26 protein-coding genes and 1 tRNA gene are annotated in these 25181 nt (G+C 70.4%); 9 read left to right on the top strand and 18 right to left on the bottom strand.

Going from position 1 to position 25181, the window contains the following annotated elements; all coding sequences use genetic code 11:
- Positions 1-23: 23 nt before the first annotated feature.
- Complete coding sequence (locus Gocc_RS11195) at positions 24-617, bottom strand: aminotransferase class III-fold pyridoxal phosphate-dependent enzyme (protein ID WP_114796646.1); 594 nt, start codon at positions 615-617, stop codon at positions 24-26.
- 117 nt (positions 618-734) lie between these two features.
- Complete coding sequence (locus Gocc_RS11190) at positions 735-1901, bottom strand: ABC transporter ATP-binding protein (protein ID WP_114796645.1); 1167 nt, start codon at positions 1899-1901, stop codon at positions 735-737.
- Between the two features lie 79 nt (positions 1902-1980).
- On the opposite strand from Gocc_RS11190, the gene Gocc_RS11185 reads away from it, so the two are divergent.
- Genes Gocc_RS11185 through Gocc_RS11170 form a run of 4 tightly spaced genes read left to right on the top strand, consistent with a single transcriptional unit; the run spans position 1981 to position 6141 of the window.
- Positions 1981-2907, top strand: coding sequence for a carbohydrate ABC transporter permease (locus tag Gocc_RS11185; protein ID WP_114796644.1), 927 nt, complete (start codon positions 1981-1983; stop codon positions 2905-2907).
- The gene (locus Gocc_RS11180) at positions 2907-3749 is read left to right on the top strand and encodes a carbohydrate ABC transporter permease (RefSeq protein WP_114796721.1); all 843 of its coding nucleotides are present in this window, start codon (positions 2907-2909) and stop codon (positions 3747-3749) included. The genes Gocc_RS11185 and Gocc_RS11180 overlap by 1 nt, the downstream gene beginning before the upstream one ends.
- 38 nt (positions 3750-3787) lie before the next feature.
- A complete protein-coding gene (locus Gocc_RS11175) occupies positions 3788-5191 on the top strand; it encodes an ABC transporter substrate-binding protein (protein WP_114796643.1) in 1404 nt (467 codons plus the stop codon).
- Entirely contained in the window at positions 5167-6141 is a 975-nt protein-coding gene (locus tag Gocc_RS11170) for a quinone oxidoreductase family protein (protein WP_147281280.1), read from the top strand. The genes Gocc_RS11175 and Gocc_RS11170 overlap by 25 nt, the downstream gene beginning before the upstream one ends.
- Before the next feature lie 45 nt (positions 6142-6186).
- On the opposite strand, the gene Gocc_RS11165 is transcribed toward Gocc_RS11170, so the two are convergent.
- The 6 genes from Gocc_RS11165 to Gocc_RS11140 all read right to left on the bottom strand — a co-directional run bounded on the left by Gocc_RS11165 (position 6187) and on the right by Gocc_RS11140 (position 12819).
- Positions 6187-7557: an aminotransferase class III-fold pyridoxal phosphate-dependent enzyme gene (locus Gocc_RS11165; RefSeq protein WP_220150580.1), complete on the bottom strand. Its 1371-nt coding sequence runs from the start codon at positions 7555-7557 to the stop codon at positions 6187-6189.
- 259 nt (positions 7558-7816) lie between these two features.
- Positions 7817-9208: a dihydropyrimidinase gene (gene hydA / locus Gocc_RS11160; RefSeq protein ID WP_114796641.1), complete on the bottom strand. Its 1392-nt coding sequence runs from the start codon at positions 9206-9208 to the stop codon at positions 7817-7819.
- 65 nt (positions 9209-9273) lie between these two features.
- A complete protein-coding gene (locus tag Gocc_RS11155) occupies positions 9274-10386 on the bottom strand; it encodes an ABC transporter substrate-binding protein (protein ID WP_114796640.1) in 1113 nt (370 codons plus the stop codon).
- A gap of 32 nt (positions 10387-10418) precedes the next feature.
- Positions 10419-11192, bottom strand: coding sequence for an ABC transporter permease (locus tag Gocc_RS11150; protein ID WP_147281279.1), 774 nt, complete (start codon positions 11190-11192; stop codon positions 10419-10421).
- 5 nt (positions 11193-11197) lie between these two features.
- Positions 11198-11986, bottom strand: coding sequence for an ABC transporter ATP-binding protein (locus Gocc_RS11145; RefSeq protein ID WP_114796638.1), 789 nt, complete (start codon positions 11984-11986; stop codon positions 11198-11200).
- Positions 11983-12819, bottom strand: coding sequence for an ABC transporter permease (locus Gocc_RS11140; protein ID WP_114796637.1), 837 nt, complete (start codon positions 12817-12819; stop codon positions 11983-11985). Before Gocc_RS11140 ends, Gocc_RS11145 begins: the two co-directional genes overlap by 4 nt.
- A gap of 87 nt (positions 12820-12906) precedes the next feature.
- Here Gocc_RS11140 and Gocc_RS11135 point away from each other — a divergent pair, with 87 nt between their 5' ends.
- From Gocc_RS11135 to Gocc_RS11120, 4 genes are all read left to right on the top strand, one after another.
- Complete coding sequence (locus Gocc_RS11135; protein ID WP_114796636.1) at positions 12907-14148, top strand: Zn-dependent hydrolase; 1242 nt, start codon at positions 12907-12909, stop codon at positions 14146-14148.
- Positions 14036-15259, top strand: a complete 1224-nt coding sequence (locus tag Gocc_RS11130) for an MFS transporter (RefSeq protein WP_281268453.1) — start codon at positions 14036-14038, stop codon at positions 15257-15259. The genes Gocc_RS11135 and Gocc_RS11130 overlap by 113 nt, the downstream gene beginning before the upstream one ends.
- Positions 15260-15364: 105 nt before the next feature.
- Entirely contained in the window at positions 15365-16387 is a 1023-nt protein-coding gene (locus tag Gocc_RS11125; RefSeq protein WP_114796634.1) for a TIGR03842 family LLM class F420-dependent oxidoreductase, read from the top strand.
- 104 nt (positions 16388-16491) lie between these two features.
- A complete protein-coding gene (locus tag Gocc_RS11120; protein WP_114796633.1) occupies positions 16492-17229 on the top strand; it encodes a class I SAM-dependent methyltransferase in 738 nt (245 codons plus the stop codon).
- Between the two features lie 7 nt (positions 17230-17236).
- On the opposite strand, the gene rocF is transcribed toward Gocc_RS11120, so the two are convergent.
- A complete protein-coding gene (gene rocF / locus Gocc_RS11115) occupies positions 17237-18148 on the bottom strand; it encodes an arginase (RefSeq protein WP_114796632.1) in 912 nt (303 codons plus the stop codon).
- Between the two features lie 60 nt (positions 18149-18208).
- On the opposite strand from rocF, the gene Gocc_RS11110 reads away from it, so the two are divergent.
- Positions 18209-18281, top strand: a tRNA-Phe gene (locus tag Gocc_RS11110).
- Between the two features lie 273 nt (positions 18282-18554).
- On the opposite strand, the gene Gocc_RS11105 is transcribed toward Gocc_RS11110, so the two are convergent.
- From Gocc_RS11105 to Gocc_RS11070, 9 genes are all read right to left on the bottom strand, one after another.
- Positions 18555-19352: an SAM hydrolase/SAM-dependent halogenase family protein gene (locus Gocc_RS11105; RefSeq protein ID WP_114796631.1), complete on the bottom strand. Its 798-nt coding sequence runs from the start codon at positions 19350-19352 to the stop codon at positions 18555-18557.
- A 9-nt stretch (positions 19353-19361) separates the two neighbouring features.
- On the bottom strand, positions 19362-19991 hold the full coding sequence (locus Gocc_RS16785; protein ID WP_114796630.1) for a uroporphyrinogen-III synthase: 630 nt from the start codon (positions 19989-19991) through the stop codon (positions 19362-19364).
- Entirely contained in the window at positions 19988-20812 is an 825-nt protein-coding gene (gene hemC / locus Gocc_RS11095; protein WP_114796629.1) for a hydroxymethylbilane synthase, read from the bottom strand. The genes Gocc_RS16785 and hemC overlap by 4 nt, the downstream gene beginning before the upstream one ends.
- A 120-nt stretch (positions 20813-20932) precedes the next feature.
- Positions 20933-22192: a glutamyl-tRNA reductase gene (hemA, locus tag Gocc_RS11090; RefSeq protein WP_181813607.1), complete on the bottom strand. Its 1260-nt coding sequence runs from the start codon at positions 22190-22192 to the stop codon at positions 20933-20935.
- Positions 22189-22962 carry a cytochrome c biogenesis protein CcsA gene (gene ccsA, locus Gocc_RS16265; RefSeq protein WP_114796628.1) on the bottom strand — a complete coding sequence of 258 codons (774 nt, stop codon included), beginning with the start codon at positions 22960-22962 and terminating at the stop codon, positions 22189-22191. The genes hemA and ccsA (Gocc_RS16265) overlap by 4 nt, the downstream gene beginning before the upstream one ends.
- A complete protein-coding gene (locus tag Gocc_RS16260) occupies positions 22955-23107 on the bottom strand; it encodes a hypothetical protein (protein ID WP_181813606.1) in 153 nt (50 codons plus the stop codon). Before Gocc_RS16260 ends, ccsA (Gocc_RS16265) begins: the two co-directional genes overlap by 8 nt.
- Complete coding sequence (ccsA, locus tag Gocc_RS11080; protein WP_114796627.1) at positions 23104-23784, bottom strand: cytochrome c biogenesis protein; 681 nt, start codon at positions 23782-23784, stop codon at positions 23104-23106. The genes Gocc_RS16260 and ccsA (Gocc_RS11080) overlap by 4 nt, the downstream gene beginning before the upstream one ends.
- Positions 23768-24409: a heme exporter protein CcmB gene (locus Gocc_RS11075; RefSeq protein WP_181813605.1), complete on the bottom strand. Its 642-nt coding sequence runs from the start codon at positions 24407-24409 to the stop codon at positions 23768-23770. Before Gocc_RS11075 ends, ccsA (Gocc_RS11080) begins: the two co-directional genes overlap by 17 nt.
- Positions 24406-25035, bottom strand: coding sequence for an ABC transporter ATP-binding protein (locus tag Gocc_RS11070; RefSeq protein WP_114796625.1), 630 nt, complete (start codon positions 25033-25035; stop codon positions 24406-24408). The genes Gocc_RS11075 and Gocc_RS11070 overlap by 4 nt, the downstream gene beginning before the upstream one ends.
- Between the last annotated feature and the right edge of the window lie 146 nt (positions 25036-25181).

Below are 25181 nucleotides of genomic sequence, written 5' to 3'. Positions count from 1 at the left end.
GCGACCTCGCCCCGGCACCGGGCTCAGGCCACGTACTCGTCGGCGATCGCGAGCACGTCGTCGAGGATCGCGATCCCCTCCGCGGCCTCCTCGCGCGTGATCGTCAGCGGCGGCACGACCATGACGACGTTCCAGTGGGTCATCAGATAGAGCCCGCGCTCGAGCGCCGCCTTCGCCACGCGGGAGACCGGAGCCGCCGCCTCGCCCGACGCGTTGAAGGGAACGAGCATCTCCTTCGTCTCGCGGTCGCGGACGAGCTCGATACCCCAGAAACAGCCGAGGCCACGCACCTCGCCGATCGACGGGTGCCGCTCCTGCAGGCGACCGAGCGCCTCACGGAAGTAGTCGCCCATCGCTGCCGCGTTCTCGACAACGCCCTCCTCGCGAAACGCCTCGATCGAGGCAACCGCGGACGCGCACGCAAGCGGATGACCGGCGTAGGTGAGGCCGCCGGGGAAGAAGCGGTCGCGCACCTGGTCGATGATCTCGCCGCGGGCGATCATGGCGCCGAGCGGCACATAGCCCGAGTTGATGCCCTTCGCGACGCAGAGGATGTCGGGGACGACATCCCAGTGCTCGCACGCGAACCACTTGCCGGTGCGGCCGAAGCCGGCCATCACCTCGTCGGGCTACGCCACCGCCTCTTCGTCACGCTCGGCGCGCTCGTGCTGCCGGTGCTGCTGTGGCAGGCGTGGGCGTTCGTCGTACCGGGGCGGGTTGAGGTTTCGGGCGCCCTAGAGAATCGCCTGACCCGTCTCGAGATCGAAGAAGCGCAGCCGCCTCGTGTCGATCGAGAGATCGATGCGCTCCCCCTCGCGCGCCCGACTCTCGCGCGCCACGCGAGCGATGAAACGAAGCCCCTGAGCGACGTCGTCCTCCTGAGCCTCCTTCACATCCTCCGTCTCCACCGCGGTCGCGTCAACGCCGAAGTGTAGGAAGACCTCGGCGCCCATGTCCTCGCGAAGATCGATGGTGACGGGGATCCGCCGGTCTTCGGGCACCCCTTCCAACGCCGCGTCGCCAAGGTCTTCGGGGCGGATGCCGAGCGCGAGACGCCTTCCGTCGTACGACGCGAGACCCGGGCGCCGCGTGAGCGTCTCGGCGTCCAACGGCAGCTCATGCTCGCCAAAGCGAACCCTGGCAGCGCCGTTTTCCCACGCGAGCACCGCCTCCACGAGGTTCATCGCAGGCGAGCCGATAAACTCGGCCACGAACAGGTTCACCGGCTCCTCGTAGAGCCGCTGTGGTGGGTCGAGCTGCTGCAGTTCGCCGCGGCGCATCACCGCCACGCGGTCGCCGAGCGTCATCGCCTCGCTCTGATCGTGGGTGACGTAGATCGTGGTCGTCCCGAGCGAGCGCTGGATGCGCGCGATTTCCGCTCGCATCTGCACGCGCAGCTTCGCGTCCAGGTTCGAGAGCGGCTCGTCCATCAGGAACGCCTGCGGCTCCCGGACGATCGCGCGGCCCATCGCCACCCGCTGGCGCTGCCCGCCCGAGAGAGTGCGCGGCCGCTTCCTCAGCACCTCGACGAGCCCAAGCGCCTTCGCGGCGTCGTTTACGCGGCGAGCGATCTCGCCCCTCTCGAAGCCGCGCATCTTGAGGGCGAAACCCATGTTGTCGAACACCGACATGTGCGGGTAGAGCGCGTAGTTCTGGAACACCATGGCGACGTCGCGGTTCTTCGGCGGCAACTCGTTCACGACCTCGCCGCCGATCGTAACGGTGCCCTCCGTGATCTCCTCGAGCCCCGCGATCATGCGCAGCGCCGAGGTCTTGCCGCATCCCGACGGGCCGACAAAGACGACGAACTCGCCGTCCGCGACCTCCATATCGAGACCAACGACGGCCCGCGTGCCGTCCGGGTACACCTTCGCAAGCCGGTCGAGCGTGATCTCCGCCACGGCTCGGACCCTACCGGCTCGCTTGCAGCATTTCCAGCCGCTCTTGTGCATGCTGAAACAAGGTGTTTGAATCGCCGACATGGAGACCGCTGCCGGCTATCCCAGAAGGAAGCGCCGGCGAGACCTGCTCGAGCAGCGGCGCTTCCTCGGGCCGGCGCTACTCTCACCGGCGATCATCTTCATCGTCCTGCTCGTGGGAGCGCCGCTCGGGCTCTCGATCTACCTGAGCCTCACGGACGCCACCGCCGGGTCGCTCACCGGTGACTTCATCGGGCTCGACAACTTCACGAGCCAGTGGAGCGACCCGAACTTCCGCACGGCATTTCGGAACACGATCGTCTTCACGCTGCTCGCAAACGCGATCATCGTCGTGGGCGCCTCGATTCTCGCGCACTTCCTGATCCGCCCGTTCAGGGGCAAATGGTTCCTACGCTTCCTCATCCTGCTGCCGTGGGCGGCGCCGGTCGCGCTCTCGACGATCGGCTTCCTCTGGATCTTCGACTCGCTCTTCTCGGTCGTGAACTGGGTGCTGAAGAGCCTCAGCCTCGTCGATACCTTCAACCCGCCGCAGTGGCTCGGCGACCCGACGCTCGCGCTCGCCGCGATCACGACAGTGCACGCCTGGCGGCTGCTCCCGTTCGCCACCGTGATCATGATCGCCGGCCTCGCCTCGATCCCCACCGAGGTCAACGACGCGGCCCGGGTCGACGGCGCGACCGGCCTGAAGAAGCTTTGGTACGTAACGCTGCCGCTGCAGCTCCCGATCGCCACGATCGCCGTCCTGTTCGGGATCGTCTTCACGGCAACCGATATGGCCGTCGTCTACATCCTCACGCGCGGCGGGCCCTTCAACTCGACGCAGACGCTGCCGATGTGGGCGTTCCAGACCGGCATCGGTTCCGGCTCGCTCGGCGCGGGTGCGGCGATCGCGCTCTACTTGCTGCCGGTGCTCGCGCTCGTGACCGTGCTCATGCTCGTCTTCGCCCGCAGGGTCGAGGTGACGTGATGCCGTCGCGCCGAACACGCGAGAACCTGCTCACCTACATGGTCGTCGGGCCGTTCGCGATCGTGCTCGCCTTTCCCTTCTACTGGATGCTCTGGACGGCGCTGAAAACGGAGGGGGATCTCTACAACACCAAGAACAACCCGTTCGGATTCACCCAGGGCTCGCCGACCCTCGCCAACGTGCGGTTCCTGTTCGAGCAGACCGACTACCTCCGTTGGCTCGGCAACACGGCGCTCGTCGGCGCGACGGTCGTCATCTTCACGCTGCTCGTCTCGCTGCCGGCCGGCTACGCGCTCGCCCGCCTCTCCGGGCGTTGGGGTCAGAGCCTCGGCGTCGGCATCTTCCTCGTCTACCTCGTGCCGCCGACGCTCCTCTTCCTTCCGCTCTCGCGCCTGATCGCCGAACTCGGCCTGCAGGACAGTCTCTGGTCGCTCATACTCGTCTACCCGTCCTTCACGATCCCGTTCGCAACGTGGCTGCTGATGGGCTTCTTCAAGTCGATCCCGCGTGAGCTCGAGGACGCGGCGCTCGTCGACGGCGCCTCCCGCGTGCGGTCGCTCCTGCACGTCGTGTTCCCGATCTCGCTGCCCGGGATCCTCACCGTCGTGATCTTCTCGTTCTCGCTCTGCGCGAACGAGTTCGTGTACGCGCTCGCCTTCATCACCAACTCTTCGTCGAAGACGATCTCGACGGGCATCTACACGGAGCTGATCCGCGGTGATGTCTTCTTCTGGGGCGCGCTGATGGCGGCGACACTGATCCCGTCGATCCCGCTCGCGCTGCTCTACAACACGTTCCTCGATCGTTTCATCGCAGGATTCACCGGCGGGGCCTTCCGCTAGCCGATACCGACCGCCAACGACCAAGGAGGAAGGGAGTCATGGCCACATCGAATCGCGTTCCCGGCTCGGCCCGCAGCGAGGGCCAGGGAAGGGGGGGTACGACCCGGCGAGAGCTGATCCGTCACGCGAGTATCGGCGCGGCCGCCGTGGTCGCCGCTGGCATGGGCGCGAAGACCGCAGTCGCAGGTCCGGCCCGGTTCATGGGCAGGGAGGCGAAGTACACACTCCGGATCATCCAGTGGAGCCACTTCGTGCCCGCGTACGACAAGTGGTTCGACAACATCTACATAAAGCGGTGGGGCGCGGCGAACGACACCGAGGTGACCGTCGACCACATCAGCGCCACCGATATCCCCGCTCGCGCGGCCGCCGAGGTTGCCGCCCAGAGCGGTCACGACATCTTCTTCTTCCTCGCGCCGCCGGCCGCCTACGAGGATCAGGTGATCGACCACAAGGAGATCGTCGAGGAGGTCACGCGCAAGCGAGGCAAGATGAACGATCTCGCCTTCCGCAGCACCTACAACCCGAAGACGAAGAAGTACTTCGCCTTCGCAGACAACTACGTGCCCGATCCCGCCAACTACCGCACCGACCTGTGGGGCGAGGTCGGGCTCAAGCCGACGAGCTGGGACAACGTGCTCAAGGCAGCGCCCAAGCTGAAGGCGATGGGCAATCCGGTCGGGATCGGCATGTCGAACGAGCTCGACTCGAACATGGCCCTGATGGCCCTGATGATGTGCTTCGGCTCGTTCATCCAGAACGACAGGAACCAGGTCGTGCTCAACTCGAAGGCAACGCGCGAGGCACTCAAGTTCGGCAAAGCGCTGTACGACCAGGGGATGTCGGACGAGATCTTCGCGTGGACGCCCGCCTCGAACAACCAGGCCATGCTCGCCGGACGGCTCTCGTTCGCAATGAACGCGATCTCGATCACCCGCAGCGCCGAGCTCCTCAACCCGGATCTCGCGGCAAAGATCGAGCTGCTCCCGATCCCGAGCGGGCCGAATGGCCGCATCGGGCTCGAGCACGTGATGGGCTGCTACGTGATCTGGAAGTTCGCCAAGAACAAGAAGATGGCAAAGAAGTTCCTCGCCGACCTCGAGACGAAGTACGTCGGCGCGTTCGAGAACTCGAAGTTCTACAACTTCCCGACGTGGCCGAGGTCGGTGCCCAACATCAAACGCCGCGTCGAGCGGGATCCGATCGCAAAGCCGGCCGGGAAGTACACGGTGCTGGCGGAGATCGCCGACAAGTACACGAAGAACGTCGGCTACCCCGGCACCTCGAACGCCGCCATCGACGAGATGTTCAACAAGTTCCTGATCCCACAGATGTTCGCAGAGGTCGCGCAGGGCAAACGGACACCGGATGACGCCGCGCTCACCTACGACCGCCAGATCAAGGAGATCTTCCGGAAGTGGCGCGCACAGGGGAAGGTCTGACCGCGGCGGTGCGAGCGGCGCAGATAACAGAGCTCGGGCGGCCGCCCACGATGGGCGAGGCGCCCGATCCTGCGGCGGAGACGCTGGTCGAGGTGCTCGCGGCGCCGCTGAATCCGATCGACATCGCCGTCGGCAGCGGGCGGTTCTACGGCGGGTATCCGCCGCTACCTTTCGTACCGGGCTGCGAGTGCGTCGGCCGCCTGCGTGGGTCGGGCGAGCTCGTGTGGACGCACGGCGGCGGGCTCGGCGTGAGCCGAGACGGGACGATGGCGGCGCTCGCTTCGGCTGGCGCTCTCGTCGTCCCGGTCCCGACCGGTGCGGATCCCGCCGTCGCAGCAGCACTCGGGATCGCCGGGCTCGCCGGCTGGCTTCCGGTCGCCTGGCGCTCTCCCGTCCGGGAGGGCGAGACCGTGCTCGTGCTCGGTGCAACCGGCACCGCAGGACTTGTGGCCGTTCAGGGCGCGAAGCTCCTCGGCGCCGGGCGCGTCGTTGCCGCGGGCCGCAGCGAGGCGGCGCTGGAGCGGGCGTTCGAGGCAGGCGCCGACGTCACGGTGAAGCTCGATGCGCACGGCGACCTCGCGGCGGCGCTGCGGGAAGCGTGTGGTGGTGAAGGGCCGCAGCTCGTGATCGACCCGCTGTGGGGCGAGCCCGCGGTCGCGGCGGCCGAAGCCGCGGCGCCAGGGGCGCGGATCGTCAACCTGGGTCAGTCGGCGGGTGCCGCCGCTTCCCTCACGTCGGCAGCGGTGCGGGGAAAGCAGCTTGAAATCCTCGGCTACTCGAGCTTTGCCGTCCCGCTTGACGTGATCGCCGAGCACTTCCGCCGCCTGGTCGACCATGCCGTCGCCGGCAGGATCGTGATCGAGGTCGAGTGCGTCCCGCTCGACGGCATCGCGGACGCCTGGCGTCGTCAGGAGGAAGGGGCCGGCCGCAAGCTCGTGATCGTCCCGTAGGCGTGCGCCCGATCGGGCCGTCCCGCTATTCCTGGTAGTACTCGTCTATTCCTGGTAGTACTCGTCGGCGATCGCGAGCACGTCGTCGAGGATCGCGATCCCCTCCTCGGCCTCCTCGCGCGTGATCGTCAGCGGCGGCACGACCATGACGACGTTCCAGTGGGTCATCAGATAGAGCCCGCGCTCGAGCGCCGCCTTCGCCACGCGGGAGACCGGAGCCGCCGCCTCGCCCGACGCGTTGAAGGGAACGAGCATCTCCTTCGTCTCGCGGTCGCGGACGAGCTCGATACCCCAGAAACAGCCGAGGCCACGCACCTCGCCGATCGACGGGTGCCGCTCCTGCAGGCGACCGAGCGCCTCACGGAAGTAGTCGCCCATCGCTGCCGCGTTCTCGACAACGCCCTCCTCGCGAAACGCCTCGATCGAGGCAACCGCGGACGCGCACGCAAGCGGATGACCGGCGTAGGTGAGGCCGCCGGGGAAGAAGCGGTCGCGCACCTGGTCGATGATCTCGCCGCGGGCGATCATGGCGCCGAGCGGCACATAGCCCGAGTTGATGCCCTTCGCGACGCAGAGGATGTCGGGGACGACATCCCAGTGCTCGCACGCGAACCACTTGCCGGTGCGGCCGAAGCCGGCCATCACCTCGTCGAGGATGAGCAGGATGCCGTGCCGGTCGCACACCTCGCGCACGGACTGCAGGTAGCCGTCCGGCGGGACGATGATGCCGTTCGTGCCGGTGACCGTCTCCAGGATGATCGCCGCCACCGTGTGGGCGCCCTCGTAGGCGAGGATCTCCTCCAGATGCGGGGCGCCCGAGCAGACGGGGCACGGATCCGGATGGCCGGCGGGGCAGCGGTAGGTGTACGGATCGAAGGCACGCACGACGCCCGCCATGCCCGGCTCGACCGCCCAGCGGCGCGGGTCGCCGGTGAGCGTGACGGCCCCGTGCGTGGCGCCGTGGTAGGAGCGGTAGCGCGCGATGATCTTGTGGCGCCCGGTGACCAGGCGCGCGAGCTTGACCGCGTTCTCGTTCGCCTCGGTGCCGCCGTTGGTGAAGAACGACACCGACAGGTCGCCCGGGGTCACCTCGGCGAGCATGCGTCCGAGCTGCGAGCGTGACTCGTTGGCCATCGGCGGCCCGATCGTGCACAGCTTGTCCGCCTGGTCCTTGATCGCCTGGATGATCTTCGGATGCTGGTGGCCGATGTTGACGTTGACGAGCTGCGAGGCGAAGTCGAGGTAGCGCTTGCCGTCGTAGTCCCAGAAATGGCGGCCCTCGGCGCCCGCGACGGGAATGGGGTTGATCGCGCTCTGGACGGACCAGGAGTAGAGGACGTGCTCCCTGGCGTCGGCGACGATCTGGGCGCCGAGATTCGGGTCGATGGTGCGGGGATCGGTCTCGGTTGTCGCCACGCGCGCCTCCTTGATCGTCGGTATGAGGCGATCGTACCGCGGCGGCTGGATCGGCACGGCTCGTGGCGCAACGGCCGCAAGCCCGCCCTCCCGCGACGTTCGACCCGGAAGTCGTAGGGGCGGTAACGAACGGCCGACGCCGCGACAGCGCGTGTGCGGAGCCGGCGACGACCGCCGGGAGAGGCGCGCGGGCGCGTCTCCTTCAGGGATCTGCGCGATCGAGGATCCCCGCTCGAGGATCCCCGATCTTGCAGCAAGGCTACTGCAACTCCTCGCCGAACCGCGCCCGCCGTACGAATTGCCCGAAGCCCGGATCCACCTTGAGCTCGCCGCCGTCGACGACGACGGTGCCGCGGATCAATGTCGTGTCGACGTCGCCCGTCACCTCGACGCCCTCGAACAGGTTGTAGTCCGACTTCGAGTGCTGGCCGGCCGCGGTGATCGTCTTCCTGCGGCTCGGGTCGAAGATCACGATGTCCGCGTCGGAGCCCGGGGCGATCGTGCCCTTGCGCGGATAGAGGCCGAAGAGCTTGGCGGGGTTCGTCGCCAGCAGCTCGACCATGCGGTTGAGCGAGATTCGCCCGACGCGGACGCCGAACTCGTGGATCATGTGGAGCCGGTTCTCGAGCCCCGGCCCTCCGTTCGGGATCTTCGAGAAGTCGTCCTTGCCCATCGTCTTCTGCCCGTCCCACAGGAACGCGCAGTGGTCGGTGGAGATGGCCGAGAGCACGTCGGTGCGCACCGCGTCCCAGAGCACCTGCTGGTTCTCCCGCGGGCGCGGCGGCGGCGTGTACACGTACTTGGCGCCTTCGAAGTCCGGCCGCTCGAGATAGCTCTGGTCGATGAAGAAGTACTGGGTGCAGGTCTCCCCCCACACGTCCCAGCCGGCCCGGCGGGCCTTGGCGATCGGGTGCACGGCCTCCTTGCACGACACGTGCACGACGTACAGCGGCGCGCCGGCGACGCGTGCGAGCTGGATGGCCCGGTTCGTCGCCTCGCCCTCGAGCTCGGGCGGGCGCGTCAGCGCGTGGTACACGGGCGCGCTGTTGCCGGCGGCGAGCGCCTCCCGCACGAGCACGTCGATCGCGTCGCCGTTCTCCGCGTGCACCATCACGAGGGCGCCCGTGCGTGCGGCGACCTCCATCGTCCGGAACAGCGTCTCGTCGTCGACCATGAGTGCGCCCTTGTAGGCCATGAACAGCTTGTACGAGGTCACGCCCTGCTCGGGCAGGGTCGCGAGCTCCTCGAGCGAGCCGCCTTCGTCCAGGTCGGTGACGGCGATGTGGAAGCCGTTGTCGATGATCGCCCTGCCCTCCCGCTTCTCGTGCCAGGCGGCGAGCGCGTCGGTGAACGACTGGCCCCTGGCCTGGATGCAGAAGTCGACGTGGCAGGTGGTGCCTCCGAACGCTGCCGCCGTCTGCCCGGAGGTGAAGTCGTCGATGGTGACCGTGCCGCCGAACGGCATGTCGAGGTGGGTGTGGGGGTCGATCGCGCCCGGGAGCACGAGCTTCCCCGTCGCGTCGATGACGACGTCGGCGTCGTCCTCGAGGGACGTCCCGATGCGGGAGACGCGCTCCCCCTCGATGTAGACGTCGCCGACGGTGCTGTCGGCCGCCGTGACGATGCGACCGCCCTTGATGAGAACGGACACCGGGCCTCCTTTCGCCGGAAGGGGAGCCCCGGGCCGCGACGGCCCGGGGCTCGTGGTCGATCGGGCTACTTGCCGCCCGGGGTGACCTTGACGACGGCGGGCTTGTAGCCGGCGCCGACGACGTTGACACCCTGCTTCTTCAGGAGCGCGAGCGCGCCCTTTGCGATGTCGGTGCGATAGGCGCCCTGCGGGGCCTTCGTGATCACCTTGAACTGCTGCGCGATCTTCGCCGTGCGCGTGAACGCCGCCGGGTCCATCACCCCGACACCGCCGGGGGAGGGCCAGACGAGCTTGTTGATCTCGTTCATCTGCCACGTCTGGTGGCCCTTGCCGAGCAGCGTGCCGTTCTTGAGCACGATCGCCGTGCAGGCCGCGAGGTTGTCGCGGCAGTACGCCCAGCCCTTCAGGGACGCCGCGACGAAGCGCTTCGCGATGTCGACGTTGTTCGGGTCCTTGAGCCAGTCGCCCGTGGCGAAGATCCCATCCTCGAGCATCGCCGTGCCGGCCTTCTCCATCGTGATCACGTTCAAGTCGGCGAGCGTGTAGAGCTTGCCCGTCTTCGGGTTCTTCGTCTCGAGCACCTGCGCCAGCTCGTTGTAGGTCATCGCCGCGGCGGCGTCGACCTTGCGCTGCAGGAACAGGTTCATGTCGAACGGCTGGTTGATGATCTTGACGTCGCTCGCCTTCTTCGGGTTGAGCCCGTTCTTGACGAGCGCGGCGAACAGCTCGTTCTCGTTGCCGCAGCACCACACGCCGACCTTCTTGCCCTTCATCTGGGCCACGGTCGTGATGCCGCTGTCCTTCCAGGTCAGCTCCGTCATGCCCGAGCGCCTGAACACCTGGGCGATGTTGACGATGTCCCCGCCCTTGTCGCGCGTCGCGAGCAGCGACGGCAGCCAGTCGATGCCGAACTCGGCCTGGCCGGAGGCGACGACCTGCTCCGGCGTGATGTCGGGGCCGCCCGGCTTGATCGTGACGTCGAGGCCGAACTGCTTGTAGTAGCCCTTCGCCGCCGCCGCGTAGTAGCCGGCGAACTGCGCCTGCGCCACCCACTTGAGCTGCAGCGTCACCTTGTCCACCTTCGCCGAGGCCGGTTTCGCCGATCCGAGCGAGACGAACGTGAGCGCCGCGACCGCCATGACGGCGAGTGCCGCGCCGATGCTCCAACGACTCCTCATGTAGAGCCCTCCTCCGTGGTTTGTAGTCCCTGTCACGCCTGCGCCCCGCGCGCAGACGGGTGCCACCGCATCGTGGCCGACTCCAGCAGCGACACCGCGAGGTAGAACGCGATGCCGAGGATACAAGCGACGAGGATCGCCGCCCAGGCCGTCTCGAACTGGAAGAGCGCGGCCGAGTTCTTGATCAGGATCCCGAGCTGCTGCTGGGAGCCGCCGAAGTACTCGCCGACGATCGCGCCGATCATCGCGAGCACGCTCGCGACCTTGAGCGACGAGAACACGTACGGGAGCGCGGTCGGGATGCGCACGCGCCGGAAGACGGCGACGTCGCCGGCGGCGTACGAGCGCATCAGCTCGATCTGCGATGGCCGCACCGACGTGAGCCCGCGCAGCGTGTTGACGAGCACCGGGAAGAAGCAGAGCACCGCCGCGATGAAGATCTTCGACCCCTTCTCGATCCCGAACCAGGCGTTTGCGATCGGCGCGAAGGCGATGATCGGCACCGCGTTCAACGCGATGAAGTACGGCATCAGCGCCGAGCCCAGCACACGGAAGCGGGCGAGCAGGAGCGCGGACACGATCCCGAACCCGCAGCCGCCCACGAAGCCCCACAACGCCTCGGTGAACGTGTACCAGCCTGCCGGCCACAGCTCCCTGCGCTGATGCCAGAACGCCGACGCGATCTCCGTCGGCTTCGGCAGCAGGAACTTCTGGATGTCGAAGACGTCGATCAGGAGCTGCCAGCCGACGAGCACGAGCACGCCGATGGCGAGCGGTGGCGCCCACTCGCCGAAGCCCCTGCGCATCGTGATCACACGATCTCCCGCGCGTCGTGCGACTCGCGCAGCAGCTCGCGCACCTCGGTGGCGATCTCGAAGAAGCGCGGCTCCTCGCGCGTGTCGTTCGAGCGCGGGTACGGCAGGTCGACCTCGACGATGCGCTGGATGCGGCCCGGGCGAGCGGACATGACGACGATGCGGGAGGACAGGAACACCGCCTCCGCTATCGAGTGCGTGACGAACACGACGGTGGCGCGGGTGGCCTCCCAGATGCGCAGCAGCTCGAGGTTGAGGCGGTCACGGGTCATCTCGTCGAGGGCGCCGAACGGCTCGTCCATGAGGATGAGCGACGGGCTGAACGACAGCGCGCGGGCGATCGCGACGCGCTGCTGCATGCCGCCGGAGAGCTGCCAGGGGTGGTGACCCTCGAACCCGGTCAGCTCCACGAGCTGGAGCAGCTCGCGCACGCGCTCCTCGCGGCGGGCCTTGGCCCAGCCCATCATCTCGAGCGGGAGCGCGACGTTCTTGCGCACGGTGCGCCAGTCCATCAGCGTCGCCTCCTGGAACACCATCCCGTAGTCGCGGTCGAGCCGCGCCTGATGGGCGGTCTTGCCGCCGATCCACGCCTCCCCCCGGGAGGGCTCGATGAGGTCGCCGATGATGCGCAACAGCGTCGACTTGCCGCAGCCGGACGGGCCGATGAGCGAGACGAACTCGCCGGGCTGGATCTCGAGGTCGATGTCGGCGAGCGCGGTCACGCCGCCCTTGCCGAACAGCTTCGAGACGCCGTGGATGGAGACGGCGGCGGCGCGGGCGCTCACGCGACGTTCTCCGGCGCACGGCGGACGACGAGCTTCTCGACGAGCAGGACGGCGAGGAAGAAGACGATGCCGAGCGCGGCGGCGACGATGTTCGTCGCCCACAGCGCCGACGGGTCGAGTGAGTAGTACTGGTTGAACGTCAGGATCGCACCTCCCAGGCCCTCCTGGATCGACGACGGGAGCTCGCCGATGATCGCACCCACGACGCTCGCCGTCGCGGAGACCTTCAGCGCCGAGAACAGGTAGGGCAGCGCCGACGGGAACTTGACGCGCCACAGCGTCGCCCATCCGGAGGCCGCGTACGAGCGCATCAGCTCGAGCTTCCGCGGGTCGGCCGCGTCGAGCCCACGCAGGGTGTTGATCGCCACCGGGAAGAACGTCAGGAAGGCCGCGATGACGGCGACGGGCACCCACACGGGCAGGCCCCTGCCGCCGAGCCAGATCACGACCATCGGCGCGATGGCGAGGATCGGCACCGTCTGCGAGCCGACGACGTAGGGAAGGAAGCCGCGCCGCAACAGGTTCGAGAAGTGGAAGACGACGCCGATCGCAAAGCCGACGACGGCGCCGAGCGTAAAGCCCACGAGCGCCTCCTTGGCGGTGAACGCCGCCTTCTCGAGCAGCACTCGCAGGAGCCACGGCTGATCACTCGCAGCCGGCTGCCAGAGCCTGCTCACGATCGTGTGCAGCGGCGGCATCGTGAGGTCGTCGACGACGAACGGCCACGTCCAGCCGGTCGTCATCCAGAGCCAGCGGTAGCCCGTGTACAGGCCCCACAGGCCGCCGAGCACGGCCGCGGTGATCCCGAGTCGCGTGAGGATCCTTCGCGCCATGCGTATTCCCTACCACGCCTGCGGCGGCATTGGTAGCGGGAGCCGTTCAGTCGAGAGCGAGCGCAGTACAGTGGTTAGGGTACGGCCATGGCACTCGAACCCGCACGCGTCGTCTCCCGGCTGCGCGAGCTGCAGCAGCTGACCGGGGACGAGAACGGTGCCCAGCGCGTGGCCTGGACCGACACCTGGAGCGCCGCCAGAGCCTGGCTCGCGGGCCTGCTGCGGGATCTGCCGCTCGAGGTCGAACGCGACGAGGCGGGCAACGACTGGTACACGCTGCGCGGCCTCTCCGAGCGCGCGGTGCTGATCGGCGGGCACATGGACTCGGTGCCGAACGGCGGCTGGCTCGACGGCTGCCTCAACGTCCTCGCGGGCGCGGAGGTGCTCCGGCGCATCGCGGGCGAGGGCACGCCTCCCGTCACCGTCCGGCTCGTCGACTGGGCCGACGAAGAGGGGGCGCGCTTCGGGCGCTCGCTGTTCGGCTCGTCGGCGGCGGCCGGGTCGATGCGCGACCAGGACGAGCTGCGGCTGCTCGAGGACCGCGACGGCGTCGGGCTGCCGGAGGCCGTGGGAGCGTTCGGGGTCGACCTCGATCGCGCGCTCGAGGCGCGGCGCCGGCTGGAAGGGGCCGCCGCCTACCTCGAGCTGCACATCGAGCAGGGCCCGGTGCTCGAGTCGATGGGGCTCCCGCTCGGCGCGGTGCTCGGCACCTTCGGCGTCGAGCGCTGGCGCATCACGTGGACGGGGCAGGCCGCCCACGCCGGCTCGACGCCGATGGACAGGCGCCGTGACGCGCTCGCGGGCTCAGCCAAGCTGGCGCTCGAGATCCGTGACATCGCAGCGCGCGTCGGCGACGGCGCCGTCTGCACCTGCGGCGGCGTCGTCTGCAAGCCGGGCATCGTCACCTCGGTCGTGGAGACCGCCGAGCAGCTCCTCGACCAGCGCCACCTCGACGCCGCGAGTCTCGCCGAGCTGCTGCGCCAGGCCCGGGAGGCGAGCGAGCGCTTCGCGGCCGAGGAGAACATCGACGTCGCCTGGGAGCGGATCTGGAACATCGAGCCGATCCCGTTCGACGAGACCCTGGTCGGCTTCTGCGACGAGGCGATCCGCGACGTCGCGGGCGTCTCGCACCGGCTCCCGTCGGGGCCGCTGCACGACGCGGCCGAGATCGCCCGGGCCGGTATCCCGACGGTGATGATGTTCGCGCAGAGCCTCCGTGGTCTCTCGCACACGAAGCTCGAGGACACGCGCGAGGAGCACATCGAGATGTCGGTGGTCGCACTCGACCGGCTCGCGGACAAGACGATCGCCTGGGTCGCTGAGCAGTAGCGCCGCCCGGGTCGCCGTCGCCGCCGTCGCGCTGGGCGCGGGCACGACCTGGAACATGTCGAGCGTCGGGGCGATCGCCGACCCGACGGCCGCCGCGTACGGTGTCAGCCTCCCGTTCGTCGGGCTCTTCACGACGGCGCTCGTCCTCACGCACTTCCTCGTTCAGCTTCCGGCCGGGCGCGGCGCCGACCGCTTCGGCGCGCTCCGCATCGGGCTCCTCGCGGCGGGGCTGTGCGCCGCCGGAAACGCGCTCGCGCTCACCGCCCCCTCACCGGCGATCGCTCTCGCGGGACGCGCGCTCACCGGGCTCGGCAGCGGCGCGGGCTTCGTCGCCGGCGCGGACGCGATGCGGGCTGCCGGGCTGTCCGCGGTCTGGCAGGGCACCTACGGCGCCTCGACGATGGCCGGCGGCGGCCTCGCCGTCGCGATCGTCCCGCAGATCGCCGGGCCGCTCGGCTGGCGCGCGCCGTACTGGAGCGGCCTCGCGATCGCCGCCGCGATCGCCGCCGTCGTGCTCGCCGCACCGACCGTGCGGGCGGTCGGGCATCGTGGAGCAGCCGTCGTCGCGGATCGCCGCTTGATCCCGCTCGGGATCATCCACGCGGCCACCTTCGGCGGGAGCTACCTGGCCGCGAGCTGGGTGGTGCCGCTGCTCGAGCGACAGCAGATCGACCGGCGCGACGCCGCCCTCGCCGGCGCGCTCGTCCTGCTCGGCGGCATCGTCACACGCACCCTCGGCGGAGTGGTCGCCGTTCGCGCTCCGCATCGCGCGCGCCTCGCCGTCGCGCTGTCGCTCGCCGCCGGGGCGGCAGCGGGCCTGCTGCTGGCGCTCCCGCTCGGCCTCGCCACCGCCGCCGCCGCGACGCTGCTCGCGGGGCTCTCCGCGGGACTCCCGTTCGCGCTCCTCTTCGGGGCAGCACAGCGCCTGCGGCCGGATGCGCCCGCTGCGGCGCTCGCGTTCGTCAACTCCTGGGCCGTCCTGCTGCTCCTCGTCGGCACCCCGCTCGCGGGGCTCGCGTTCTCCCTGCCGGGGGAGGGGCGGATCGCCTTCGCCGCCGTCGGCGCGCTTTCGCTCGTCGCGCTCGTGCCTCTACGACGGGCCGCTCTCTAGAACGCGCGAACGAGGCGACATTCGTCGGCGATGTGGGGTTCCCTGGCAGCGCCCGCCGCGGAGGCGGATAATCGAGGCTTCCACGAGAGACAGCAAGGAGAACCCATGGCCCTCAGCTTCGGCGTCACCGTTCTGCCCGATCCGCCCTACACGCGACTCGTCGAGCTGATGAAGCTCGGGGAGGACAACGGCTTCGAGCACGGGTGGACGTACGACTCGCACGTGCTCTGGCAGGAGTCGTTCCCCCTCCTCGCCCTCGCGATCCAGGCGACGTCGCGGATGAAGTTCGGGCACCTCGTGACGAACCCCGGCACGCGTGAGCCGACCGTGCTCGCGAGCCTGTACGCGACACTGCACGACATCTCGGACGGCCGCATGGTGATGGGGATCGGCCGCGGCGACTCGGCGCGCCGCTACATCGGCCAGCCGCCGGTGCGGGTGGCGCAGTTCGAGAACGCGCTCCGCATGATCAAGCCGTTCATGAACGGCGAAGAGGTGCACTGGAACGACAAGGACCTCCAGCTCAAGTGGGTGCGGCCCGAGCTACCGCGGATCCCGATGTGGGTCGCCGGCTACGGCCCGAAGGCCCTCGCCGTCGCCGGCCGCGTGGGCGACGGCGTCATCATCCAGCTCGCCGACCCGGAGATCATCCAGTGGATCATGGGGACGGCGCGGAAGGCGGCCGAGGAGGCCGGGCGCGACCCGGCGGAGCTCAAGTGCATCGTCTGCGCGCCGAGCCACATCTCGGACGACATCGCCGACGCGCGCGAGCAGACGCGCTGGTTTCCCGCCATGGTGTCGAATCACGTCAAGGACCTGATCGAGCGCTACGGCAGCGACGGCTCCGTCGTACCGCAGGCGCTCACCGACTACGTGCAGGCGCGCACGTTCTACGACTACAACGACCACTCGCGCGTCGGCGCCGCGCACGGCGCGTTCGTCACCGACGAGATCTGCGACCGCTTCTCCGTGCTCGGCAGCGTCGAGCAGGCGACGGCGAAGCTGCGGGAGCTGGAGTCGATCGGCGTCGACCACTTCAGCGTCTACTTGATGACGCACGGCCAGGAGGCAACGCTCACCGCCTACGGCGAGCACATCATCCCGCAGTTCGCGGGAGCGACGGCCTGAGCGGGCTCGCCCACGAGCAGATCGAGGCCTGGCGTTCCGTCGCGGCGGGGTGGGAGCGTCGGCGCGCCCTCTTCTGGGAGGCGACCCGCCCCGTCTCCGAGCGCATGGTCGAGCTGGTGGATCTGCGGCCCGGCGACCGCGTGCTCGAGCTCGCGGCCGGTCCGGGGGACACCGGCTTCCTCGCCGCCGCGCGCATCGGCGCCGCCGGGCTGCTGCTGTGCACGGACGTGGCGCCGGAGATGGTCGCTGCCGCTCGCCGCCGTGGCGAGGAGCTCGCGCTCGCGAACGTCGAATACCGGGTGGTCGACGCTGCTGCGGTCGACCTGCCCGACTCGTCGGTCGACGACGTGCTCTGCCGCTTCGGCGTCATGCTCGTCCCCGACTGCGACGCGGCGGCACGGGAGATCGGCCGCGTGCTCCGGCCCGGGCGGAACGCCGCTGTCGCGGTCTGGGCCGAGCCCGAGCACAACGACTGGATGACCGCGGCGGGGCGGGCCTGCCTCGCTCTGGGCCTGGTCGAGAGGCCCGAGCCGGATGCGCCCGGCCCGTTCGGGCTCGCCGATCCCGCGCGGCTGCGGGCGGTGCTCGAGGGCGGCGGGCTCGACCTCGTGTCGCTCGACGACGTCGAGATCGCGTGGCACGCCGCGTCGCTCGACGAATGGTGGGCGGTGGCGCTCGACACCTCGCGCATGCTCGCGCAGGCGGTCGCCTCGGCGACACCGGCGCAGGTCGCAGCGATTCGCGCGGGGGCCGCGGAACGGCTGCGCACCTACGTCCGCGAGGACGGATCCGTCGTCGTGCCGGGACGCGCGCGGGTGGCGCTCGCGCACCGGCCCGCGTGAGAGTCGGTCAGAGGATCGTCTTGCCGAGCGCGCTCGCGACGAGCTCGACGGCTGTCAGCGCGGTCGTGTTCTCGCGGTCGAGGATCGGATTCGCCTCGACGACCTCCAACGACCCGAGCAGCTCCGACTCGGCGATCAGCTCGCAGGCGAGGTGGGCCTCGCGGTAGGTGAGGCCGCCTCGCACGGGCGTCCCGACGCCCGGTGCCACCTCGGGGTCGAGCGAGTCGAGATCGAGCGAGGCGTGGACGAAGCCGGGGCCGGCGACATGGTCGAGGGCCTCGCGCACGGCCCGCTCGATCCCGATCCGGTCGATGTCGCTCATCGTGAACACCCTGATGTCGGCATCGCGCAGGTAGGCGCGCTCCGCGGGGTCGAGAGAGCGGATGCCGACGAGGGCGACGCGGGACGGCGTCACGGCCGGAAGCGCGAGCCCGTCGTGACGGAACCACTCCGGCGCGCGGCCGAGGGCGGCGGCGAGGGGCATTCCGTGCACGTTGCCGGACGGGCTCGTCTCCGGCGTGTTCAGATCGCCGTGCGCGTCGATCCAGATCACGCCGCCCGGCTGCCCCGCGGCCGCCGCGAGCCCCGCGAGCGTTCCGAGCGCGATCGCGTGGTCGCCGCCGAGGACGAGCGGGCGGGCGCCTTCACGGACAGCGCCCTCGACGAGAGCCGCGAGGGCCGCGCATGCGTCGAGTATCTCGGGGAGGTAGCGCGCACGCGCGTCGCGGACGGTGAGCGCCTCCGGCTCGGGCGCGGCGACGTTGCCGCGCTCGGTGACCGCGTAGCCGATCTCCGCCAGCCGCTCCTCCAGGCCCGCATAGCGTATCGCCGACGGCCCCATGTCGACGCCGCGGCGGGTCTGGCCGAGATCGAGCGGGGCGCCGATGATCGAGACGGCCTTCGCGTGCTCGCTGCTCACGGGGCAGGAGCCTACCGTGCGCGGTCTCGAACGCCCGCGTGAGGGTACACTGCGGGCCGCGGCGAGGTAGCTCAGCTGGTAGAGCACACGGCTGAAAACCGTGGTGTCGCCGGTTCAAGTCCGGCCCTCGCCATGCTTGCCGGTGCAACATGCGGAATCCCCGCTCGGGGATTCCGCATTCGCGAAGATCCCTGAGGAGCCTGCCGGCGAGCCCGGGAGCAACCGGTTCGCGAGCCGTCCGGCATGATCGGTTCCGTCGGCCGCGGTGCGTCCCGCAGCCACGGCCGTTCTCTGGCCCACACGAGCGGAGAGACGTCGTGACCGGAATGACCGCGCCGCCGACGTCTCTCGTTCCGATCGACACTAGCGCATGTCGGCGCCGGCGCCAAGCAGACGCACGACGGGGTCAGACGGGGCGGATGCGCAGCGACTGCCCGACGGCCGCGTGTAGCATCCGGGCCGCGTTGCCGTTCGAGATCGCGACCGACATGTTCCGGTAGCTGTCCTCGTACAGGATGACGTCGCCGGAGCGTGCGTCCGCGAACGTCCGCGCCACGACCGCGTAGCAGCGCGCGCCGGCCACTTCCAGCTCGACGCGCGTGCCGGGCACGATGCCGATGCGGTCGAGATCGTCGCGCGTCAGGTTGAGCGCGATGTTGCCGAAGCTGTCGACGTAGAGGGCCGTCGCGCCGACGACGGCGTCGTCGAAGGACGGCTCGGGCAGGTCGAGCCGGACGAGGGCGGCTGGGTCGATCGGCGGCCCGAACTCGGCGAGGGGGACGCCGGCGGCTAGATGCGCGGCGGCAGGAGCGAACAGGTCACGGCCGTGGAACGTGCGCGAGATCGACTCGAGCGCGTAGGCGGGGTTCGCGAGCTCGCGCGCCTCGACGATGCCCGCCTGCTCGGCTGCCGGGATGAGCAGGCCGTTGTCCGGCCCCACGTAGAGGCGCCCGCCCGCGTCCTCGAGCGCGAGCGCCCGCCGGTGCCCGCCGACTCCCGGGTCGACGACGGCGAGATGGACGCCGATCGGCATGTAGGGCAGGGTGTTGGCGAGCACGAGCGCGCCTTGCAGGACCGCCTGCGGCGGAATGCCGTGCGTGATGTCGATGATCTCGGCCTCTGGCGCGATGCGCTTGATGACTCCGTGACAGGTGCCGACGAAGTCGTCTTGCAGGCCGAAGTCGGTCAGGAACGCGATGAACACCGGCCGAGTCTAGAGCGCGACCGCGCGGAGGACGGCGGCGACGAGCCCGTCGACGTCGTGCGTACCAGCCTCGGCGACGATCTCGACTCCAGCTTCGCGCCCGGCGCGGCTCGTCTCGGGGCCGATCGAGACGGCGGGAATGCCCGTGGTGAGCGCGCCGAACGCGCGTGCGGCCGACGCCGACGCCAGCAGGCAGAGGTCGCCCGAGGGTGCGGCGGCGGGCCGCAGCTCGCGGGTGCGGTAGAGCGGCACGAAGTCGGCGTCGAGCTCGGCGACGAGCAGCGGACGGGCGCCCTCGGCGGCGGCCACGAGGACGCGGCCGGCCGGGCGCGGCAGCTCCGCGAGCAGGCCTTCCTGCGTCGAGACGCGGGCGACGAGGTCGGCGCCGCCGAGCGCGTCGGCGGTGGCGCGGCCGATCGCGGCGATACGCGGCAACGTCCCGCGGGCACGGCGCAGGAGCTCCCGGGCGCCGTTCGGGCTCGTCACGATGACCCAGTCGTAGCCCTCCACGTCGACCGGGTCGTCGCCGAGCGGCTCGATCTCGAGCAGCGGGCAGTGGACGACCTCGTGGCCGAGCGCCTCGAGCCGCGCGACGAGCTCCGCCTCCTGGCCGCGGGGACGTGTGACGATCAGCTTCATCCGACGAAGGCGGCGAGCTCCGCGGCGAGGGACACCGGGTCGTCGCCGCTGCGCCGCTCGACCCAGGCTCCGTTCTCGTCTGCGACGAGCGCCGTCAACGTGACGCCGTCGTGGTGGGCGGCAACCGGCGCGAGGCAGCCGCCGCCGAGGAGCGCGACGCAACGGCGTTCGAGCTCGACCCGGCGGCGCGTCTCGGGGTCGTCGGCGTCGGCGACGAGATGCTCCTCCCCGGCGCGCACCTGGAGCGCCAGCGCTCCCTGCCCGGCCTCGGGCAGCATCAGCGACGGATCGAGCCGCAGGCCGATCTCGCCATCGAGCCCCAGGCGGTCGAGGCCGCACGCCGCGAGCACGACGGCGTCGAGCCCGCGCTCGCCGCGCTTGCGCAACCGCGTGTCGATGTTCCCACGCAGGGGCTCGATCGAGAGTGCCGGCTCGAGGGCGAGCAGCTGCGCGCGGCGCCGCACCGAAGCCGTGCCGATGCGCATCCCGGGCCGAAGCTCGGTCGCCCCGCACAGCGCGTCGCGGGCGTCCTCGCGCCGGGTGTAGGCGCCGACGACGAGGCCCTCGGCGTCGCTGGAGGTCATGTCCTTCGCGGAGTGCACGGCGACGTCGATGCGCCCCCCCAGCAGCGCCTCCTCGAGCTCCTTGACGAACACGCCGCGCGAGCCGATCTCGCCGAACGGGCGCGTGCGGTCGCGATCTCCGGCGGTGGTGATGGGCACGAGCGCGATCTCGATCCCCGACCGGCGCAGTGCCTCTGCGGCACGCTCGGCCTGGGTGAGCGCGAGCCTACTGCCGCGGGAACCGACGCGCAGCAGCACAGCAGCGGCGGAAGGGAGCGGTGTGCGTCTCGCCGCAGAGCCGGCGACCCCGTGGGCGGATGCGCACGAAGGCGGTCGGAGCCTGGAGCGGCAACGGCCGCCCGACGAGCAGCGGGCTCATCACGGCTTCCGCTCCTCTTCCTCCAGCCCGAACAGGTGCCGCACGACATCAGCATAGACGAGGCCGTCGGCGGCGGCGGCCGCCTCCTTCATGCGCACGGTCGGCATGTGCAAGAGCTTCGCCACGATCTGGGAGGTGACGGACTCCACGAGCTTGCGCTCGCTCTCGGGCAGGCGGCCGAGCCTGCCCTCGGCCTTCGCGAGCTCAGCGGCGCGAATCTCCTCCGCACGGGCACGCAACGAGGCGATCGCCGGGACGACGCTGAGCGACGCCTGCCACTCGCGGAAGCGCTCCGCCTCGGCGGCGACCAGCCGCTCGGCGCGGACGGCCTCCGAACGGCGGCCGGCGAGCGACGCCTCGACGACGGCCTGCAGATCGTCGATGTCGTACACGAAGCAGCCGTCCGCGCCCGCGAGCGCCGGGTCGACGTCGCGAGGGACGGCAAGGTCGACGAACAGCAGCGGCCGGCCGCGGCGGGCGCGCACCGTGGGGCCGAAGGTCTCCCCGTCGAGCACGAACCCCTGCGCACTGGTCGAGGTCACGACGACATCCGCCTCACCGAGCAACTCGGCCACGCCGTCGAGGCCGACGGCGCGCGCGCCCACCCGCTCGGCAAGATCGCCGCCGTGCTCGAGCGTGCGGTTGGCGACGGCCGCGATCGTGGCGCCGCGGGAGCGAAGGTTGCGGGCGGTCAGCTCGCTCATCTTGCCGGCGCCGACGAGCACCACCTTCCGTCCCCCCAGCTCACCGAACACCTGCTGTGCAAGCGCCGCGCCGGCGGCGGGCACGGACGCGGGGCTCTCGCCGATCGCCGTCTCGACGCGGGCGCGCCGGCCCGCATGCAGCGCCTGGCGGAAGAGGCGGTCGAGCAGCGGCCCCGTGGCGCCCGACTCGAACGCCCCGCGCACCTGCCCGAGGATCTCGCCCTCCCCGGGCACGAGCGAGTCGAGCCCGGCAGCGACGCGGAACAGGTGCAGGGCAGCGCTGTCGTCGCCGAGGCGATAGATGACTGCGGAGAGCGCATCCCGCTCCTCGCCGGCGAGCGCGAGCAGCGCAGCGGCCGCGCGCTCGTCGAGCCGCGCCTGCTGCTCGCTTGCCAGGTAGATCTCGGTGCGGTTGCAGGTCGACAGCACGACGACCTCGCAACCGTCCGCGAGCTCGCGGGCAAGCGCGGCGGCGGCGGCGCCGTCGATCGCGACGCGCTCGCGCAGCTCGACGGGCGCCTGGTGGTGAGAGACGCCGACGAGCGAGAGCTTCACGACGCGAAGTGGGTCAGGGGCAGGACGACGGCGACGAGGGCGAAGCCCGCGAGCAGGAGCGATGCGAACCGGCGGCCGCGCAGACCAGCCTCCCGGCGCAGCACGAGACCGGTGGCGTAGACGGCCCAGATACCGAGGGTGACGGCCATCGCGGCGTCGAAGTCGCCGCGCTCGAAGCTCGTGAGACCGACCACGATGCCGACGGTCAGCAGCGCGAGCGCCGCGGCGGTGGTTCTGGCCGCGAGACGGTCGAGCGAGTCGAGCGGCGGCACGCGCAACCGCAGCAGGCCCGAGTCCCGGCGCTTGAGGCGGCGCTCCTCCCAGCGGTAGAGGCCGGCCATGCCTGCCGCGAGCGTGAAGCCGGCGAAGCCGGCAAGCATGAGCCCGGCGTGCAGCGCGAGCAGGCCGCCCGGCTCGTCGCGGCTCGCGACGCTCGTTCCTCCGCCCGCCCAGGCGGCGGCCAGCAGCGCTGCAGCGAGCGGCATCACGGTGAGACCGAGCAGCCGGTAGCGCGGCCGGCAGCCCCAGATCAGGTACGTGCTGACGACGAGCCAGACGAACAGGTTGAGCGCGCCCGCCCACGTCCCCCACGGGAAGCCGGTGCTGTCGAGCGCCTGCGCCACGAGAAGCGCCGTCTGCGCCAGCCAGCCCACGCGCACGCCCCAGATGCCGAGCCGGCCTGCGACGCCCGGCCCTCGGAGCACGCCGGCGTACGCGAACGCGGCCTCTCCGTAGGCGATCAGCGCGGGCCAGACGAGCAGCTCAGCCATCGTCCCGGCGCCCGCGTGCCAGCTCCGCGAGCTCCGCGGTCTCGCGCTCGAGCCGCGCCAGCTTGGTCGCGATGATCGCCGCCCAGACGAGGACGAACACGAACACGACGCCGTAGGCGAGCGCCACGTACTGCACCTGGCTCATGTCAACGCCTCGCGCAGCTCGCGCAGGTGCGCGTCCGTGCGCTTGCCGGCGAGCTCGACGCGGTACATCGCATAGGCGAGCCAGCTGATGGCCAGCCAGCTGACGAGGAAGGCGGCGAACATCGTGCCGGTCATCTGCGGCCCGGCGCGGGTGAAGACCGTCGGGTGGATGAAGTCGCTTGCAAGCCGGATCGCGAGGAAGCTGACCGGGATCAAGGCGACGCCGAAGAGCGCGTAGACGGCCGAGATGCGCTCGCGCCTCGCCCCCTCCTCGACCGAGAAGCGGAGCATGAAGTAGGCGCAGTAGAAGAGGAAGAGAACGAGGAAGAGGACGAGCTGGTTCGAGCCCCAGCTCCACCACACGCCCCATGACGCCTTCGCCCAGATCGAGCCGGTGATGAGCGTGAGAGCGCCGAAGATCGTGCCCTGGTGGACGGCGGTGTAGCTCTCGAGATCGCGCCGCTCGCCGCCGACCCAGAGGAGCCGCAGCGCCTTCCAGGCGCCGAGTCCGAAGCAGCCGTAGGCGGTGAGGGCGATCGGGACGTGGAAGTAGAAGATCTTCTGGGAGATCCCCTGGTCAGCGTCCTCGGGCGCGACGAGGAACGCCATCACGACGGCTAGCCCGACGAGGGCGGCGGCGGTGAAGGCGAAGAAGGGGAGGTTATTCCGTGACGACATACTCGAAGGTGGCCCAGGAAAGTATCGCGAAGACGGCGTCGTAGAGTCCGAGAAAGGAGAGATACGTCGCCCCGTCGGGCGAGATTCCGGCTCCGACGCCGCCCACGACGAGGGGGATCGACAGCGGCAGGAAGAGCAGCGGCAGGATGACCTCACGTCCCCGGCTCGCCGCAGCCATCGCGGCGAGGAGCGACCCGACGGCGCAGATGCCGACACTCGCCAGCGCCACGCCGGCGATCGCGACGAGGTCGAGCGGCGCGAAGAAGAGCGCGAACGCCGGCAGCGCGACGATCTCGGCGGCCGCGAGGAAGACGAGCGTGGCGAGGGTCTTGCCGAGCCAGATGGCGCTGCGGTCGCAGGGTGCGAGCACGAGGCCGTCGAGCGCGCCGCCGTCGCGCTCCGGCGCCCAGGCGCGGCCGAGGCCGAGGAGCGCGGTGAACACGATCGCGACCCAGAGCAGCCCGTACGCGGCCCCCGCGCCCGTGCCGGCGGGCAGGGCGAAGTGGAACACGGCGAGCGTGGAGACGACGAAGAGCAGCATCGCCGGGAGTGTGTCGCGCGCGCGCAGCTCGAGCTTCAGATCCTTGCGCGCGAGCGCGACGACGTCGGCTGCGTAGCCCGTCACGCGAGCACCAGGCGCTCGCCGGCGAGCGCGGCGACACGGCCGGGGTCGTGGGTCGAGAGCAGCACCGTGCGGGCGCCGGCGATCGCCTCGAGCTCGCGATCCAGCAGCGCCGCCCCCTCCTCGTCGAGCGCCGTGAACGGCTCGTCGAGAACGAGCAGCGCCGGCTCGTGCAGCAGGGTGCGGCAGAGAGCGAGGCGCTGCGTCATGCCGCGGGAGTAGGTCGAGACGCGGTCGCCGCGGACATCCCACAGCCCGAAGCGCTCGAGCAGCATCCCGATCCGCTCGCGACGCTCCGGCACGCGGTAGAGCCGGCCGAAGAGATCGAGGTTCTCCATCGCCGTCAGCTCCCGGTAGAGCAGCGGCTCGTGGCCGAGGTAGCCGACGTCGGCGCGCTCCACGCCGACGCGCAGCGTGCCCTTCGTCGGCGCCGCAAGACCTGCGACGAGCCGCAGCAGCGTCGTCTTGCCCGAGCCGTTCGGCCCGGTCACGAGCAGGAAGCCGTTCCGCGGGAGCACGAACGAGATGCCGCGCAGAACGCGCTTGCGGCCGTATCGCTTCTCGAGGCCCTCTGCCGAGATCACCCGCGCCACGCCTCCGCTGCCGTCGCCGTTCTCCTGCCGCCGCATGCGACAGGCCGCTGCATCATGCGCACAACCACCCCCAGGGGCACCCCCGGTGCCCTGATGTCACGGTAGCGGCGAATCCGTGCCCTGTGTGTGCCGAGTGCGTGCCGAAAGTGCGCCGGCCGCCCGGCCGCCCCCGCGCTCGCGAG

Origin of the sequence: Gaiella occulta (assembly GCF_003351045.1) — a bacterium.
GTDB lineage: Bacteria > Actinomycetota > Thermoleophilia > Gaiellales > Gaiellaceae > Gaiella > Gaiella occulta.
This window is presented reverse-complemented; position numbering and strand designations above follow the sequence as displayed.